Here is a 16,016-nt window from a genome sequence, read left to right on the forward strand (position 1 = left end):
ACGGTGACCGCCCGCGGTGCGCGTCGGCGCTCCCTCCGTAGGGCGGCGGGCGGTTCGTCGGTGGGTTGTCGGTGGGTTGTCGGTGGGTTGTCGGTGGGCCCGGTCACCCTGGCCGGGTTGGCACACCACACCCACCGAGGAGTCCGTCATCGTGTTGTCCGCACGTCAGGCCCAGGCCTGGAACGTCCACCGGCCGCCCTCCGCCCACGGTGCGACGTTCCTGGTCACCGGGGGCAACGCCGGGATCGGCTACTTCGTCGCGGAGCAGCTCGCCGCCACCGGTGCCGTCGTCGTGCTGGGGTGCCGCGACGCCTCGAAGGCCGAGGCCGCCATGGCGTCGATCGGCGGGCGGGTCCCCGGCGCGCGACTGCGGCACCTTCCGCTCGACCTCGCCGACCTGTCGTCCCTGCGCGGCGCCGTGGCCGGGCTGGACGTCGAGCGCCTCGACGCCGTGGTGCACAACGCGGGGGTGGCGCTCGACGAGCCGCCGCGCCGGGAGACCGCGGACGGCCACGAGTTGATGTTCGGCACCAACCACCTCGGTCACTTCGCGCTCACCCGGTGGCTGGCCCCTCTGCTCAGCGCGGCGCCGGCGGGCCGGGTCGTGACGGTGGGCAGCTTCGCGGCCCGCTCCGAACGGCTGGACCTGGACGACCTCCAGTCCTCGCGGGACTACCGGCCCAAGCGCACCTACGGCCGGTCGAAGCTGGCGCAGATGTCCTTCGGTTTCGCGCTCGACCGCCGGCTGCGCGCGGCCGGCAGCACGGTGCGCAGCGTGGTGGCCCACCCCGGTGGGGCGCTCGACTCGCTGACCCCCTCCCGCCCCGGGGTGCGGGTGACCACGGCCGGTGAACGCCTGCGGGGCCTGCCCGCCGGGCTCCTCGTGCAGGGCAAGGACGCCGGAGCGTGGCCGATCGTCCGGGCGGTCCTCGATCCGGAGGTGGTGGAAGGGCAGTTGTGGGGGCCGAGGGTGTTCGGCATGCGCGGGGCGCCCCGGAGTGAGCCCGCCCCCTCGCACATGACCGACCCCGGCGTGGCCGACCGTCTGTGGTCCCTCAGTGCCGAACTGACCGGCCTGGACCCGGAGGCGGGGCTGCGGTAGGGCTGCACGCCCGGCGTCGGGCGCGCCCGGCAGCCGTCACGCCCACGCCGTCGCGGTCCACACGGTGACGGCGGCGGTGAGCAGGAGCGTCAGGTTGAGGGCGATCTGCCGGTCGCCCCGCCGCAGGTGGACCCGGGTGGCCCCGATCTGGAGGAGCACGAATCCGGCGGCGGCGGCCACCGCGAGCCAGGGGGCGACGCCGGTCAGCGGCGGGAGGATCAGACCGATCGCGCCCAGCACCTCGAGGGTGCCGATGGCCCGTACCGCGGGCATCGGGGTGGTGTCGACCCATTCCATCATCGGCAGGAGCCGTTCCCGGCTGCGGAGCACCTTCACCCCTCCGCCGTAGAGGTAGAACAGGGCGAGCAGCCCGGCGATGATCCAGTGAGCGGTTTCCACGGTCGCGTCCAAGGGGTGGAGGAGGGCGCTCCGCCGGAAGCGACAGGAGCGCTTGCGGTGGAGCGCGCCGGGGCGTCGTTCCCGGCCGTGCCCCGATCCCACCTCCCGGGCGGTGCCGCTGTCCAAGTCCCGTTGCGCAGCGGCGATACCGGGCGGGTATCGGCGCAGCCAGGCGGGTCGACGGATGCCCCCCCCCGCGGCCGATTGCCGTGGCCGCAACCCCCGGAGGGGGTCATTGCGTCAGGCGCAACCGGCCCACGACAATCGGCGTATGGATCATGTCGATCTGAATCTCATCGAGGTGCTGGACGCACTGCTGGCGGAGAACAGCGTGACGAGGGCCGCGGAGCGTCTGCACACCTCGCCGCCGGCCGTGAGCCGCGCGCTGGCCCGGCTGCGGCGCGCCTTCGGCGATCCGCTCCTGGTGCGTGCCGGGCGTGAACTCGTTCCCACGCCACGGGCGTTGGAACTGCGTGGCGAGGTGCACGCGGTCGCCGCGAGGGCGCGGGCGTTGTTCGCGCCCTCGGCCGTCGCGGACCCCCGCACCGCCGTCCGGATGTTCGACCTCCAGGTCACCGACATGCTGTCCACGACGTTCCTGCCCTCCCTCATCGACGATCTGCGGGTGCGGGCGCCGGGGATCTCGCTGCGGCTGCGGCCGGAGAACACCGAGGACACCCCCGCGCTGCGGGAGGGCCTGGTGGATCTGGAGATCGGGATCATCCGCACCGGCGATCCCGAGATCCGCTCCGTGACACTGCTCACCGAGACGCTGATCGGCGCGGTGCGGCCGGAACATCCGCTGGCCGGGGCGAAGACGGTGACCGCGCGGAGGTTCGCCGCCGCCGACCACATCGCGGTGTCCCGGCGCGGAAGGACCCACGGGCCGATCGACGACCGCCTCGCGAGTCTCGGGCTGAGCCGCCGCGTGGTCGCGGTGGTGCCCACGTTCGCGAGCGCGCTGTTCATGGCCCGCGAGACCGATGTCGTCTGCGTGGCCCCGGCCGGCCTCGGGCGGCGGATGCTCGACGCGCTGGGCCTGCGCGCGTTCCCCGTCCCGCTGGAGCTGCCGTCCCTGACGATCGGCATGGCATGGCATCCGCGCAACCACCACGACCGCACCCACCAGTTCCTGCGCGCCCGCACCCGCCACCTCATGACCGCTGCGGCCGCGCCCGCCACCTCATGACCGCCGCGGCCGCGCCCCACGGGGGCACGCGCACCCCCTCGGACCAAGCACCGCGGTGACCCCCGGCCACCCCGCCGTCCCACCTGTGCCCCATGCACCGCCTCCCGCCCCACCCGCTTCGTACGGGAGGACGGACATATGTACGCGCGTTCGTATCCACGGACGAACCCAAGGCGGTGCCTGCGCTCCTAGGGTCAAAAGCCACGGCGGGCGTTCACGAGGAGGCGGCCATGCAGACGCTGGTGAGGGGCGGCCGGGTCATCGACCCGGGCACGGGGTTCGACGGGCCGGCCGACGTGCTCGTGGACGGTGACAGGATCGCCGCCGTGGGCCCCGGTGTCGCGGCACCGCCGGGTGCGGCGGTCGTCGAGGCCGCCGGGCTGGTCGTGGGACCCGGCTTCGTCGATCTGCACAGCCATGTGCACTCGGTGGCCGGGCAGCGGCTGCAGGCGATGGACGGGGTGACCACGGCGCTCGATCTGGAGGCCGGGCTGATGCCGGTGGCCCGCGCCTACGCGGAGGCGGCCGCCGAGGGGCGCCCGCTGCACTACGGGTTCTCCGCCTCCTGGGGCGGCGCGCGGGCGGCGGTGCTGACCGGACGGACACCGGACGCCCGGTTCGCCTCGTCCCTGGCCGTGCTCGGCGACCCTCGCTGGCAGCGCACCTCCACCCCGCGCGAGCTGGCCGCCTGGCTGGCGCTGATCGAGGACGAGCTGGCCGGCGGCGCCCTCGGCATCGGCGTGCTCATGGGGTACGCCCCGGCGAGCGACCCCGCGGAGTACCTCGCGGTCGCCCGGCTCGCGGCGAAGGCCGGCGTGCCCACGTTCACGCACGTCCGCGAGCTGACCGAGGTGGACCCGGCCACCCCCGTCGACGGTTCCGCCGAGGTGGCGCGGGCGGCGGCCGAGACCGGGGCCGCGATGCACCACTGCCATGTGAACAGCACCTCCGGCCGGCACGTCGACCGGGTCCTCGGCACGCTGGAGGAGTCGCGGCGGGCGGGATCACGGGTGACGGTGGAGGCGTATCCGTACGGCGCGGGCAGCACGGCGGTCGGTGCGGCGTTCATCGCTCCGGAGCGGCTGCGCGCGAAGGGACTCGGACCGAGGAGCGTCGTCATGGTCGAGACGGGTGAGCGCATCGCCGACGAGGCGCGCCTGCGCCTGCTGCGCGCGCGGGACCCCGGCGCCCCCTGTCTGCTGGAGTTCCTCGACGAGGGCGCCCCCGGCGACCGGGCGCTGCTGCGGCGGGCACTGGCCTTCCCGGACGCGGTCGTCGCCAGCGACGCGATGCCGGTGCACTGGCCGGACGGCGCGCACGACAGCGCCGCGTGGCCGCTGCCGCCGGGCGGGACCACGCATCCGCGCACCGCCGGGACCTTCGCCAAGACGCTGCGACTGATGGTGCGCGAGACCGGGACGTGGAGCTGGCCGGAGGCGTTCCGGCGCTGCTCCTACCTGCCGGCGCGGGTCCTGGACGACGTGGCCCCGGCCGCCCGCGCGAAGGGCCGGCTCGCGGTGGGGGCCGATGCCGACCTGGTGGTGCTGGACCCGGAGACGGTCTCCGACGCGGCGACGTACGCCGAGCCCACCCGGCCCTCCGTGGGCGTGCGCCACCTCTTCGTGGCCGGGGTCCCGGTGGTCGCGGACGGCGCCCTGCGCACCGACGCGTTCCCCGGACGGCCGCTGCGCGGGGAGGCACGGTGAACACGCCGGACCTCGGCGCGCTGCTCGCCGACATCGAGACGCTGGTGACGTGCGAGTCGCCGTCGAAGGACCACGAGGCTCTCGCCCGCAGCGCGGCCGAGGTCGCCGCGATCGGCCGGCGTCTGCTGGGGACCGAGCCGGAGTACCTCCTCACCGAGGGCTGCCCCCATCTGCGCTGGCGGTTCGGCCCGGGTCCGGCCCGCGTGCTGCTGCTCGCGCACCACGACACGGTGTGGCCCGCCGGTTCGCTGCTCACCCACCCGTACGGGGTGCACGAGGGGGTGCTGCGCGGTCCCGGCTGCTTCGACATGAAGGCGGGCCTGGTGATGGCGCTGCACGCCCTCGCGGCCCTCCCCGAGCGGGCCGGGGTGACGGTCCTGGTCACCGGGGACGAGGAGATCGGCTCGCCCCGGTCACGGGTGCTGATCGAGGAGGAGGCCCGCGGCTGCGAGGCGGTGTTCGTGCTGGAGGCCTCGGCCGACGGGGGCGCGCTGAAGTGCCGCCGCAAGGGCGTCTCGCAGTACCGGGTCGAGGTCGGGGGCCGGGCCGCGCACTCGGGGCTCGAACCGGAGAAGGGCGTGAACGCGGGGGTGGAGCTGGCGCACCAGATCCTCGCCGTGACGGAACTGACCGATCCCGCGCGCGGGACGAGCGTGGTGCCCACGGTGCTGTCGGCCGGTACGACGGTCAACACGGTCCCGGCGGCCGCCGTCGTGGCGCTCGACGTGCGGGCGTGGGACCTGGCCGAGCAGCAGCGCGTCGACGCGGGCCTGCGCGCCCTGTGCCCGGTGCTGCCCGGAGCCCGGGTGCGGGTCACGGGCGGTGTGAACCGGCCGCCGCTGGAGGCGGCCGCCTCCGGCGCCCTGTTCGGCCTCGCCGACTCCCTCGCGCGGGACCTGGGCCTGGGCCCGCTCGCCGCCGCGGCGGTCGGCGGCGCCTCCGACGGCAACTTCACCGCCGGCCTGGGCGTTCCCACGCTCGACGGCCTCGGCGCGGTGGGCGGCGGGGCCCACGCCGACGACGAGCATGTCCTCGTCGCCGAACTGCCGCGTCGCACGGCCTTGTTGACGGCGCTCGTGGAGGCCGTGCTGAGCGGCCGCCCGGGGCGGTCCGAAGGGGTGTCACGATGAACGAGCGGGTGCCGCACATACCGTCCGCCCCGGCCGGGACCGACGGTCCGCCGCCCCCGGTGGTGGCGCGCGCGGAACGGGCCGCCGCCGAGGCCGCCCGGGAGGCGAAGGCGACCGTCCGGGAGCTGACGGAGGTGGGCGACCTGGCCGCCGTCTCGGCACTCCTGCGGTCGGTGTGGCGCTCCGAGCGGGGCGACGGGCCCGTCCCCGCGGAACTGCTGCGGGCGATGACCGTGGCGGGGAACTACGTGTCCGGCGCCTTCGACGGTGAGGAACTCCTCGGCGCCTGCTTCGGGTTCTTCGGTGCCCCCGGGCACGGCTCCCTGCACAGCCACATCACCGGCGTGCTGCCCGCCGGGCTGGGGCGCGGGCTGGGCCTGGCGCTCAAGCTGCACCAGCGCGCCTGGGCCCTGCGCCGGGGGGTGGACACCGTCTCGTGGACCTTCGATCCCCTGGTGCGCCGCAACGCCCACTTCAACCTGGCCAAGCTGGGCGCCCGTCCGGTCCGCTACGTGCCCGATTTCTACGGCCCGCTGCACGACGGGATCAACGGCGCGGAGGCGACCGACCGGCTGCTGGTCGCCTGGGACCTCACCGGCGGGGCGGGGCCGGGCGGCGGGGCGCCCGTCGATGCGGCGGCGCTGCGGGCGCGGGGCGCCGTCCCGGTGCTGTCGGCCGGCGCGGACGGCCGGCCGGTGACCGGGGCCGGCAGGGGGTCCGTGCTCCTGGTCGCGGTGCCGCCCGACATAGAGGGGCTGCGGCGCAGCGACCCGGCACTCGGCCGGGCGTGGCGGCCGGCGGTGCGGGAGGTGCTGGGCGGTCTGATGGCCGAGGGTGCGGAAGTCACCGGGTTCGACCGGACCGGGTGGTACGTCGTGGAGAGGAAGCGGGACTCGTGAAGCTCGACGGTGTGGAACTCCTGCGGGTACGGATGCCGTTGCGGACGCCGTTCCGGACCTCGTTCGGCACGCAGACCGTGCGCGAGGCGCTGCTGGTGCGGGTGGAGACGCCGGACGGGGAGGGCTGGGGCGAGTGCGTGGCGATGGCCGATCCGCTCTACTCCTCGGAGTACGTCGAGGGCGCCGCGCACGCGCTGCGCACGTACCTCGTGCCCGCGCTGCTGGAGGCGGACGGGGTGAGCGCGCACCGGGTGGCACCGCTGCTCGCCCCCTTCAAGGGGCACCGGATGGCGAAGGCCGCGGTGGAGATGGCCGTCCTCGACGCCGAACTGCGCGCCCAGGGCGTCTCGTTCGGCGCCGCGCTCGGCGCGACGAGGGACACGGTGCCGTGCGGGGTCTCGGTCGGCATCATGGACTCCGTCCCCCAGCTCCTGGACGCCGTCGGCGACTACCTCGCGCAGGGGTACGCGCGGATCAAGCTGAAGATCGAGCCCGGCTGGGACGTGGAACCGGTCCGTGCCGTGCGCGAGCGCTTCGGCGAGGAGGTGCTCCTCCAGGTCGACGCGAACACCGCGTACACCCTCGCCGACATCCCGCGTCTGCGCCGGCTCGACCCCTTCGACCTGCTGCTGATCGAGCAGCCGCTGGACGAGGAGGACGTGCGCGGCCACGCCGAGCTGGCCCGGCACCTGAGCACGCCGGTCTGCCTCGACGAGTCGATCGTGTCGGCCCGCTCGGCCGCCGACGCGATCGCGCTGGGCGCCTGCCGCATCGTGAACATCAAGCCCGGGCGGGTCGGCGGCTATCTGGAGGCCCGGCGCGTGCACGACGTGTGCGCGGCGCACGGGGTGCCGGTGTGGTGCGGCGGCATGCTGGAGACGGGGCTCGGCAGGGCGGCGAACGTCGCGCTGGCCGCGCTGCCCGGGTTCACGCTGCCCGGCGACACCTCGGCCTCCGACCGCTACTACCGCACCGACATCACGGAGCCGTTCGTCCTGGACGCCGGGCACCTCCCGGTGCCGTCCGGTCCCGGCCTCGGCGTCGTCCCGGTGCCGGAGGCGCTGGCGGAGGTGACGACGCAGACGGCCTGGATCGGCGCCTGAGTTCGTGGCGGGCGACGGAACGGGTGTTAGATTCCGTCCCCCGGGACGAACGGAGCCGGGCGCGCGTGCGAGGTCGAGGTGGTGGTGTCGCCGATGCCCGGAAGACCGCGTACCCGGCTGAGCCGGGTGCTCGACGACCTCGGGGGCGTTCTGCTGGAGCCGCTCGCGGGGCTGCGGCGCCGGGGCGCACGGCTCGACCACGTCGTCATCCACGATCCCCTGGACAGCACGCCCGGGACACCTCCGGGCACGCCTTCGCACGCTCCGGCGAGCGGCGGTGCCGCGCATGCCGTGGTGCTGTGCGTGGGCGTGCGCGCGCCGGAGGAGATCGTCCGGCTGCTGCGGGAGTACGGCCGCCGGGAGGCGACCGCGCTCGTCGTCCGGCAGCCCGTGGAGACCGGGCCCGAGGTCGTGCGCGCCGCCGAGGAGGCGGGCGTCGCCCTGCTCGGGCTGGCGGCGGGGGCCTCCTGGGCGCAGCTCGCCGCGATGCTCCGCACCGTGCTCGCCGAGGAGGACCTCGGTGACGCCTCGCCGCAGACCCTCGACGGGAGACCGGCCGGGGACCTGTTCGCCGTGGCCAACGCGGTGGCCGCGCTGCTGGACGCGCCGGTGACCATCGAGGACCGGGCCTCGCGCGTGCTCGCCTTCTCCGGACGGCAGGACGAGGCCGACCAGCCCCGGGCGCGGACCATCCTGGGCCGGCAGGTGCCCCCGCACTTCACCCGCCACCTCGAGGCCAACGGCGTGTTCGAGCGGCTGTACCGCGAGCAGGGCCCCGTCTACGTCGATCCGCGGTCGCAGGACTTCGAGATGGGCATGCCGCGGCTGGCCGTCGCGGTCCGCGCGGGCGACGAGATCCTCGGTTCGGTCTGGGCGGCGGTCCCCGGCCCCGTCGGCGAGGAACGCGCGCAGGCGCTCGTGGACGCCGCCAAGGTGGTGGCCCTGCACATGCTGCGGCTGCGGGCGGGCGCCGACGTCGAACGGCGGCTGCGGGCGGACCTGGTGAGCACCGTGCTGGAGGGCGGCACGGCGGCCCCCGAGGCGCTCGCCCGCCTCGGCCTGCTCGGCCGGCCGCTGGTCGTGCTGGCGATGGGCCTGGCCGACCCGCCCGGGACGAGTACCCCGGAGGAGGACGTCAGCCGGACGGCCGAGCGGCAACGACTCACCGACGCGCTGGCCACCCACCTGACGACGGTGCAGCCCCGTGCGGCGGTCGCGCTGCTCGGGAACGTCGCCTACGGGCTGCTCCCGCTGCCGGGCGAGCAACCGGAGGACGTGGCGCGGGCGCTGCGCCTCGCCACGGCGTTCCTGGAGCGCACCGGGCGCGACACGGAGGAGGCGGCGATCGGCATCGGCCCGCCCGCGCGGGACGGTACCGGGGTACGGCGTGCGCGCGAGGGCGCCGACCGTGCCCTGCGGGTTCTGCTCGCGGCGGGCCGGGGGCGCCGGGTCGCCACCCTGGAGGACGTGCACATCGACGCCCTCCTGCTGGATCTGGCCGACCTCGCGGCCGCCCGCGGGGACCGCCCGACGGCGGCGATCGCCCGTCTCCTCGACCACGACGCCCGGCACGGCTCCCGTCTCGTCCACACCCTGCGGTGCTGGCTGGACGCGTTCGGCGACGTGCCGGCCGCGTCGACCAGGGCCCATGTCCATCCCAACACCTTCCGCTACCGCCTGGGCCGCCTCGCCGAGGTCGGCGAACTCGATCTGAAGGACCCCGACCAGCGCTTCGCCGCGATGCTGCAGCTGCGGCTGCTGCCGGCGTCCGAGGACGCGCCGGAGGCGTGAGGGACGGCGGCCGGGCGCGGGGCGGGCCGACCTCCGGGCTCGGCACGGGGCGGGCCGACGTCCGGCCTGGGTCCGGCTGCGGGACGGAGCGGGCTCAGTCGCGGGACGGGCCTGCGGTCGGCCGGGCGGCGGTGAACATGTCGGCCAGGCCGTACGGGGCCTCGTCCCCGAGCAGCAGCGGCAGGAGTTCGGCGGCCTCGGCGGCGTGCTTGGCGCTCCGGGGGAACAGAGCGGCCTCGTAGGCGGCGAGGGCGGCCTCGGTGTCGTCGGGGTGGGCGGCGAGCGCCTTGCCGAGTTCCGCGCCGTCGAACATGGCGGCGTTGGCGCCCTCCCCGGAGGGCGGCATGAGGTGGGCGGCGTCGCCGAGGAGGGCGACGCCGGGGCGCCGCTCCCAGCGGTGCTCGTTCGGCAGCGTGTGCACGACGCGCGGGACGGGCGCGGTCTCCCCGTCGGTGAGCAGTGCGGTGAGCCGGGGCGCCCAGCCCTCGAACTCCTCGGCGATCCGGGCCGTGGCCACGGCGGCGTCGGCGAAGTCGATGCCGTCGATCCACTCGCGTCCCTTGAGGAGCTGGACGTAGGTGTGCAGCACCCCGCCGGGTTCCCGGTGGGCGGTGATCCCCTTGCCGGGTGCGAGCGCGAACATCGAGCCGCCGCCGACGGCCGCGGCGCTCGCGGGGTGGCGCTCGTCGCTGTCGAACAGGTAGGTCTCGACGAAGACCACTCCGGCGTACTCGGGCCGCGCTTCGGACAGCAGGGGACGGACGCGTGACCAGGCGCCGTCCGCGCCGACCAGGAGGCCGGTGGTGACCGTCGTGCCGTCGGCGAAGGTCACCTCGTGGCGGCCGTCGCCGAGGGAGCGGGCGGCGGTGACCTTGTGGCCCCAGCGCACGGTGCCGGCGGGCAGGGAGTCCAGCAGAAGCTGCCGCAGCGCGCCGCGCAGCACCTCGGGCCGCGTGCCGTCGCCGTCGTCGGGCTGCTCGAACACGAGGGTTCCGTGCTTGTCGAGCACGCGCAGTGCCTCACCGCCCTGGTGGACGAGACCGAGGAACGCGTCGAAGAGACCGGCGTCCTTGAGGGCGAGCTGCCCGTTGTGGTCGTGGATGTCGAGCATGCCGCCCTGGGCGCGGGCGCTGGACGAGGCCTCCGCCTCGTGGACGGTGACCGGAATGCCGTGGATGTGCAGGACCCGGGCGAGCGTCAGCCCGCCGAGCCCGGCGCCGATGATCGTGACGGGTGTGGTCATGGTGCCACCTCACTGGTGCGTGCGGTGCCCGCCGGGACGGAGGCCCGGACGACGGCACACGGGAAATCTCTGGAACGACGTTCCAGCACGCCTCCACAGTGGAACGGCGTTCCAGGTCCTGTCAAGCTGGAACATGGTTCCAGCGGACCGCGCGGTGTCTAGAATGACCGGCATGGCAAGCAGAACGCGTGGCGCGGAACGCCGTCGGGAGCCGCTCTCCCGGGAGCGCATCGTCGCCGCCGCCGTGGAACTCCTGGACACCGTCGGCGAGGGCGGGCTGACGTTCCGCGCGCTGGCCGAGCGCCTCGCGACGGGACCCGGGGCGATCTACTGGCACATCGCGGGCAGGTCCGAGCTCCTCGTCGCCGCCACGGACGCCGTCCTGACGGCCGCCGCCGTCGGCGACGAGCCCGACGCCACGCCGCACGAGACGGTCCGCGCCCTCGCGCTCGGCCTCTTCGACGCGATCGACGAGCACCCCTGGGTGGGCGCGCAGCTCGTGGGCACACCCTCGCAGTCACCGATGCTGCCAATCTTCGAACAGCTCGGCCGCCAGGTCCGGGCGCTGGGGGTGCCGCAGGGCGCCTGGTTCTCCGCGGTCTCCGCGCTGTGGAACTACATCCTCGGCGTGGCGGGCCAGAACGCCGCCAACGCCCGGATACCGCAGCCCGCCACGGACAGGACCGCCTACGTGGGCTCCGTCGCGGACCACTGGGCGGCCCTCGACGCCGACCGGTACGTGTTCACCCGCACCGTCGCCGATCAGTTGCGCGAGCACGACGACCGGGCCGAGTTCCTCACCGGCATCGACCTCATCCTGACCGGCATCACCGCGCACCGCTGGCCCACCGGCTGACCGGAGGCCGCCACGACGGGCCTCCGGACGAGCGACTGAAAAGTCGTACCGGGTTTCGGCGAACTTTCCGGCCCGCTCCCCCATCGAATCTCGTGTACGGCACGTGGCCGTCGCGTGGACGGGGACCCGACCCCTCCGCCGCCGCACACGTGCACCCGCACACGCACGAGTGGAGAGCGATCGCTGTGACCGAGTACCGGACCACCACCACCGAACAGACTCCCGCCGTCCGGCCGACCGGGGCGCGCCTCGCCGGGCGCCGGTTCGGCCGCGCGGCGCTCGCCCTGGCAGCCGTTGCCGGGCTGGGCCTCGCCGGCGCGGCCGCCGCGCGGGCGGCGGACGGCGGCGCCACGAGCGGCACGGCGTCCACGCCCACCTGCTCCCCCGCCGCCCTGAAGACCACGTTCGGCCGGCATCTGACCGGCGGGATGAACCACGCGGGGGTCGTCCTGACGTTCCGCAACCTCAGCGGCACCACGTGCGCGCTGCGCGGCTTCCCCGGGGTGGGTCTGGAGGACGCCGCCCACCGGACGCTTCCCACCCACACCCACCGGGGCGACACCTGGTACGCCGGCGACCCCGGGACCAAGACCCTCCTCCTGAAGGACGGCGAGGCGGCGGAGGCGGTCCTCGCCTGGACCCACGTCGACGCCGGGACCTCCGAGGCCGTGCACGCCTCGTACCTGGAGATCACCCCGCCCGCGGCCACCACGCACCGGACGCTGGCCTTCCCGGAGTGGGTCGACAACGGCGACCTGCACGTCACCGCCCTCGCCCGGCACATCGACGTGTCCGGCTGACCTCCGCCGCGCGGGCGCGCGGGACCTCGACGCCCCGGCGGGACGGCGTGGCGAGAAGGCGTGGCCACCCGGCATTTTCGCCACTGTCGGGTGGTCGGTGCCGTTCATAGGCTCCTGACATCGGTCGTTCGATCACCGGGAAACACCGATGAACACCTGGGAACACCTGGGAAGGGGTCATGCACGTGTTCGACAAGAGCGGGTCCGCCGAGGGCGACGAGGCTGCCGGGAAGGGCGCGGAGAGGCACGTCAGCCGGCGCGCCGCACTGGGGCGGGGCGTCGGCGCGGCCGCGATCGGGGTGACCGCCGCGCTCGCCGGCCCCCTGTCCGCCCCGGCCGCCGCGTCCCCGGGACGGACGCGGCCCGCGGACGGCGGGGCGCTCCCCCGGTCCGTGGCCGGGATTCGCATCCCCTCCGGCGAAGTGACCCGCGCGGCCGCAACCCTGGCCCGCGAGGCGTCCTCCGAGACGCTGTTCAACCACGTCATGCGCAGCTACCTGTTCGGCTGTGCGCTGTTCGACCGGCGCGGCGTCCCCTACGACCGCGAACTCGCCTTCCTCTCCGCGGTCCTGCACGACCTGGGGCTGGTCGAGGCGTACCGGACCCCGGACGAACGCTTCGAGCTGGACGGCGCCGACGCCGCGCAGCGGTTCCTGAAGGCGCGGCACGTTCCGGACGACCGGATCGCGGTCGTGTGGGACGCGATCGCCCTGCACACCGATGCCGCCATCGCGGCCCGCAAGCGGCCCGAGATCGCCATGGTGGCGGTCGGTTCCGGGGCCGACTTCTCCGGCAACGGCCTCGACCGCATACCGTCCGGCACTCTGGAGGACATCCTCGGCGCCTTCCCCCGGAAGGGTTTCAAGCAGGACGCGGTCGACACCATGCTGTCGCTGTGCCGCACGAAGCCCATGTCGGTGCTGATGCACCCCTTCGCCGAGGTCGGCCGCCGCCACCTGCCCGGTTTCCCGGTGCCCACGGTGGAGGACCTGGTGCTCGCGGCACCCTTCGCGGAGTGAGGCCGCTCGCTCACCCACCCACGCGGGTGTCGCGGGCGCGGATCCGCTGGGTGAGGAAGAGGGCCGCGCGGTCCAGCGCCTCCTCCGCCTCGTCCAGTTCGCCGACGAGTGCCTGGAACACGTGCGGCGCCTCGGCGGTGACGTCCAGGACGACGTCCACCCCGGCCTCCCGGGCGCGGACGGCCAGCCGCGTGGAGTCGTCCAGCAGCAGTTCGTTGGTGCCCACCTGGAGCAGCATCGGGGGGAAGCCGCTCAGGTCGGCGTGGACGGCCGGGCTGAGCAGCGGCTGACGCGGGTCGGCGCCGGCGAGGTACAGGGCGCTGGTGCGGTCGAAGTCCGCACGGGTGAAGACCGGGTCGGCGCCGGCCTTGCCGTCCATGCTCTCGCCGCTCCGGGTGGCGTCCAGGCCCGCGGAGAAGGCCAGGATGCCCGCGGGCAGCGGGAGGCCGGCGTCGCGGGCGGCGAGGCAGGCGGTGACGGAGAGCCCGCCGCCCGCGGAGTCCCCGGCGAACACGATGCCGGCCGGGTCCTCTCCGCCGTCGAGGAGGGCCCGGTAGGCGTTCACGCCGTCCTCGATCGCGGCCGGGAAGGGATGTTCGGGGGCGAGCCGGTAGTCCAGCGAGTACGCCCCGAAGCCGGTCTTGGCGACGAGGTGTCCGGTCAGGGACAGGGCCGTCTCGGGGGAGCCGAACACCCAGGCTCCCCCGTGGAAGTAGAGGATCGTTCCGGCGCGCGGTCCGGCCTCCGGCTCGACCCGCAGGGCCGGTCGCCCGCCGAGTTCCGCCGGCGTGGTGCGGAGGCCCTCGGGCACCTTCATGCCGGCCATGAGCGCACGGAATCCGGCGCGCATCTCCTCGACCGTGGCAGGGCCCTCGTGGCGGCCCTGCCGCATCATGGCATCGACGCGGGCACGCTGTTCTCTGCTCATACTGGTGTGCTCCCAGAGTGAAAGTAGCTGCCGCTACACTATATGCCGTGGCATATAAATCAAGCGACGCGCTCGACCTGGTCGCCTTCTTCGACGACCTGGTCCGCTGCGAGACCCGTGTGTACAACGCCCTCAGCGACCGTCTCCGCGCCGAGCACTCCATCGTGACCTCGCAGTTCGAGTCCCTGCGCCATCTGCGCGACCACCCCGGGGCCCGGGTGGCGGACATCGCCGCCGCGTTCGCGATCGGGATCGGCGCGACGAGCAAGGGGGTGGACCGGCTGGAGAAGCGGGGGTGGGTGGTCCGGCAGCCCAACCCCGACGACCGCCGGTCGAGCCTGCTGGCCCTGACCGACGAGGGCGCGCGACTCGTCGACGCGGCGGAACGGACCGCCACGGCGTGCCTCGCCGAACTCATCGGCGAGGCGTTCGGCGGCGCACCGGCCACGGTACGGGCGTTCGCGGACCTGCGCGCCGCACTCGAACGCGCCCGGATCGGCACACCGACGGGCTGAGCACGTACCGGCACGCCGACGGACTGAGCACGTTCCGGCACGCCGACCGGCCGAGTACGGGCCGCACACCGACGGGCTGAGCACGGCCCGGCGCACCGACGGGCCGAGTACCGGCTGCCCGCCCGCCGACGGGCCGCGCGCCCGTTCGGCACGACGGACGGGCCGGGCGCGGGCCGGCCCGCGCCCCGCCGTCGCACGCACCGGCCGGAGCCGGAGCGGGGCGTCGAGGCCGGCCGCGCGCACGGGACCGCCGCCGGCGGAGGCCGGGGGCCGGAAGCCGGGGCGTGCGCCGGCCGTCCTGCGCTCGGCCTGCGCTCCTGTCCGTCAGAACAGGGCGATCGGGTTCACCGGCACGCCGGTGAGGCCGTGAATGCGCGGCGGGGCCACGGTGAGCAGGAAGCTGTAGCGCCCCAGTCGCGCGCACAGCGCCGCCAGGTCGTCGAGCTGCGGCACGTCGATCAGCGGCATCGCCATCCGGCCGAGCGCCACCCCGTGCAGCGGGGAGGGTTCGTCCGGGTTCAGCGGAGGGTGCGCGTCACCCCTGTCCGGGGCGATGACGGCGACCCCGCGCTCGTGCATCCAGCGCACCGCGTCCATGCTGATCCCCGGGCTCGGCGTGTCCGCGGGGCCGCGCCCGGTCCAGCCGAGCCGGACCACCAGTGCGTCGCCCGAGGCCACCTCGACCCCCTGACGCTTCTCCGCCTGCTCGAAATCGTCCGGCGTCACCGCGTGGGCGGGAGGCAGGGGCCCTTCGACGGCCAGGTCGAGCAGCACCCCGCGCGTCACTATGCCGGCGGCGAAGGCTGCCGTCGACGCGTGCGTGATGCCGAGGGGGGTGACGACCTCGGCCCTCGGACGGCCCGGATAGACCTGCTCGTCGGTGGACCAGTGTGCGAGGGCGTCGAGGTGCGTCGACTTGAAGTGATGGTTGTAGATCAACGACATGTCGGCCGCCACGGGGCCACCGGTGTGCGACACCATCTGCTGCACCGGGGACGTCTCGACCGTGTCCGGCAGGAACGGACTGAAGAACATGGCGCTGGGCGTGATCGGCTGCGCCAGCGACACCCAGTCACCGGTCCGCACCTCGGCTGCGGCCCGGGCGCGCACCTCGTCGGTGATCAGGTTGAGGGTGCCGAGTTCGTCGTCGGCTCCCCATCGCCCCCAGTTGTCCGGCAGATCCGCCTCGCTGGTACCGGTCATGTGAACGACCCCTCTCTCCTGGTCCGCCGGGGCCGTGAGGGCCCGCGTGAAGCCGCGTGCCCGTGACGGCGACGCGGCTTCCAGCGTAGGGGCAACAGCCCTGAGACGATCATCCACCCCATCCCAACTCACC

Annotated in this window: 15 protein-coding genes; 11 read left to right on the forward strand and 4 right to left on the reverse strand. The window is 74.8% G+C overall.

From position 1 onward, the window contains the following. Positions 1 to 151 precede the first annotated feature (151 nt). Entirely contained in the window at positions 152 to 1,102 is a 951-nt protein-coding gene (locus OHB09_RS00890; protein ID WP_328921441.1) for an SDR family NAD(P)-dependent oxidoreductase, read from the forward strand. Positions 1,103 to 1,138: 36 nt separating this feature from the next. Here the strand turns inward: OHB09_RS00890 and OHB09_RS00895 are convergent, their stop codons facing one another. Next, positions 1,139 to 1,501 carry a DoxX family protein gene (locus OHB09_RS00895; RefSeq protein WP_328921442.1) on the reverse strand — a complete coding sequence of 121 codons (363 nt, stop codon included), beginning with the start codon at positions 1,499 to 1,501 and terminating at the stop codon, positions 1,139 to 1,141. Positions 1,502 to 1,772: 271 nt separating this feature from the next. On the opposite strand from OHB09_RS00895, the gene OHB09_RS00900 reads away from it, so the two are divergent. The 6 genes from OHB09_RS00900 (at position 1,773) to OHB09_RS00925 (ending at position 9,319) form a co-directional block, all read left to right on the forward strand. Beyond that, the gene (locus tag OHB09_RS00900; RefSeq protein WP_328921443.1) at positions 1,773 to 2,690 is read left to right on the forward strand and encodes a LysR family transcriptional regulator; all 918 of its coding nucleotides are present in this window, start codon (positions 1,773 to 1,775) and stop codon (positions 2,688 to 2,690) included. Between the two features lie 230 nt (positions 2,691 to 2,920). Continuing rightward, positions 2,921 to 4,396 carry an amidohydrolase family protein gene (locus OHB09_RS00905; RefSeq protein ID WP_371788858.1) on the forward strand — a complete coding sequence of 492 codons (1,476 nt, stop codon included), beginning with the start codon at positions 2,921 to 2,923 and terminating at the stop codon, positions 4,394 to 4,396. Further along, positions 4,393 to 5,526 (forward strand): M20 family metallopeptidase, encoded by a 1,134-nt coding sequence (locus OHB09_RS00910; RefSeq protein ID WP_319117624.1) that lies wholly within the window; start codon positions 4,393 to 4,395, stop codon positions 5,524 to 5,526. Before OHB09_RS00905 ends, OHB09_RS00910 begins: the two co-directional genes overlap by 4 nt. Further along, a complete protein-coding gene (locus OHB09_RS00915; RefSeq protein ID WP_328921445.1) occupies positions 5,523 to 6,425 on the forward strand; it encodes a GNAT family N-acetyltransferase in 903 nt (300 codons plus the stop codon). Before OHB09_RS00910 ends, OHB09_RS00915 begins: the two co-directional genes overlap by 4 nt. Beyond that, complete coding sequence (menC, locus tag OHB09_RS00920; protein WP_006137184.1) at positions 6,422 to 7,528, forward strand: o-succinylbenzoate synthase; 1,107 nt, start codon at positions 6,422 to 6,424, stop codon at positions 7,526 to 7,528. The genes OHB09_RS00915 and menC overlap by 4 nt, the downstream gene beginning before the upstream one ends. Positions 7,529 to 7,621: 93 nt before the next feature. Beyond that, positions 7,622 to 9,319 (forward strand): PucR family transcriptional regulator, encoded by a 1,698-nt coding sequence (locus OHB09_RS00925; RefSeq protein ID WP_328730219.1) that lies wholly within the window; start codon positions 7,622 to 7,624, stop codon positions 9,317 to 9,319. A gap of 94 nt (positions 9,320 to 9,413) precedes the next feature. Here OHB09_RS00925 and OHB09_RS00930 read toward each other — a convergent pair whose 3' ends face one another. Continuing rightward, positions 9,414 to 10,562: an FAD-dependent oxidoreductase gene (locus tag OHB09_RS00930; protein WP_328921446.1), complete on the reverse strand. Its 1,149-nt coding sequence runs from the start codon at positions 10,560 to 10,562 to the stop codon at positions 9,414 to 9,416. Between the two features lie 172 nt (positions 10,563 to 10,734). Between OHB09_RS00930 and OHB09_RS00935 the strand changes: the two genes are divergently transcribed. From OHB09_RS00935 to OHB09_RS00945, 3 genes are all read left to right on the forward strand, one after another. Beyond that, entirely contained in the window at positions 10,735 to 11,418 is a 684-nt protein-coding gene (locus OHB09_RS00935) for a TetR/AcrR family transcriptional regulator (protein ID WP_319350184.1), read from the forward strand. Positions 11,419 to 11,603: 185 nt separating this feature from the next. Further along, on the forward strand, positions 11,604 to 12,218 hold the full coding sequence (locus OHB09_RS00940; protein ID WP_167795278.1) for a DUF4232 domain-containing protein: 615 nt from the start codon (positions 11,604 to 11,606) through the stop codon (positions 12,216 to 12,218). A gap of 179 nt (positions 12,219 to 12,397) precedes the next feature. Then, on the forward strand, positions 12,398 to 13,237 hold the full coding sequence (locus OHB09_RS00945) for an HD domain-containing protein (protein WP_191891119.1): 840 nt from the start codon (positions 12,398 to 12,400) through the stop codon (positions 13,235 to 13,237). 10 nt (positions 13,238 to 13,247) lie between these two features. Here OHB09_RS00945 and OHB09_RS00950 read toward each other — a convergent pair whose 3' ends face one another. Continuing rightward, entirely contained in the window at positions 13,248 to 14,165 is a 918-nt protein-coding gene (locus OHB09_RS00950; RefSeq protein ID WP_006137178.1) for an alpha/beta hydrolase, read from the reverse strand. A gap of 47 nt (positions 14,166 to 14,212) precedes the next feature. On the opposite strand from OHB09_RS00950, the gene OHB09_RS00955 reads away from it, so the two are divergent. Then, entirely contained in the window at positions 14,213 to 14,680 is a 468-nt protein-coding gene (locus OHB09_RS00955) for a MarR family winged helix-turn-helix transcriptional regulator (protein ID WP_006137177.1), read from the forward strand. Positions 14,681 to 15,004: 324 nt separating this feature from the next. Here the strand turns inward: OHB09_RS00955 and OHB09_RS00960 are convergent, their stop codons facing one another. Next, positions 15,005 to 15,883, reverse strand: coding sequence for a cyclase family protein (locus OHB09_RS00960; RefSeq protein ID WP_191891847.1), 879 nt, complete (start codon positions 15,881 to 15,883; stop codon positions 15,005 to 15,007). Positions 15,884 to 16,016: the final 133 nt, after the last annotated feature.

The sequence above is a fragment of the Streptomyces griseoaurantiacus genome, from assembly GCF_036189845.1.
In the GTDB taxonomy this organism is placed as follows: domain Bacteria; phylum Actinomycetota; class Actinomycetes; order Streptomycetales; family Streptomycetaceae; genus Streptomyces; species Streptomyces griseoaurantiacus.

Bases quoted from the DNA above. Each gene is read 5' to 3' on its own strand.
- OHB09_RS00900 (WP_328921443.1), top strand. From the start codon at position 1,773: ATGGATCATGTCGATCTGAATCTCATCGAGGTGCTGGACGCACTGCTG.
- OHB09_RS00905 (WP_371788858.1), top strand. From the start codon at position 2,921: ATGCAGACGCTGGTGAGGGGCGGCCGGGTCATCGACCCGGGCACGGGG.
- OHB09_RS00960 (WP_191891847.1), bottom strand. From the start codon at position 15,883: ATGACCGGTACCAGCGAGGCGGATCTGCCGGACAACTGGGGGCGATGG.
- OHB09_RS00925 (WP_328730219.1), top strand. From the start codon at position 7,622: ATGCCCGGAAGACCGCGTACCCGGCTGAGCCGGGTGCTCGACGACCTC.
- OHB09_RS00930 (WP_328921446.1), bottom strand. From the start codon at position 10,562: ATGACCACACCCGTCACGATCATCGGCGCCGGGCTCGGCGGGCTGACG.
- OHB09_RS00935 (WP_319350184.1), top strand. From the start codon at position 10,735: ATGGCAAGCAGAACGCGTGGCGCGGAACGCCGTCGGGAGCCGCTCTCC.
- OHB09_RS00915 (WP_328921445.1), top strand. From the start codon at position 5,523: ATGAACGAGCGGGTGCCGCACATACCGTCCGCCCCGGCCGGGACCGAC.
- OHB09_RS00950 (WP_006137178.1), bottom strand. From the start codon at position 14,165: ATGAGCAGAGAACAGCGTGCCCGCGTCGATGCCATGATGCGGCAGGGC.
- OHB09_RS00945 (WP_191891119.1), top strand. From the start codon at position 12,398: ATGCACGTGTTCGACAAGAGCGGGTCCGCCGAGGGCGACGAGGCTGCC.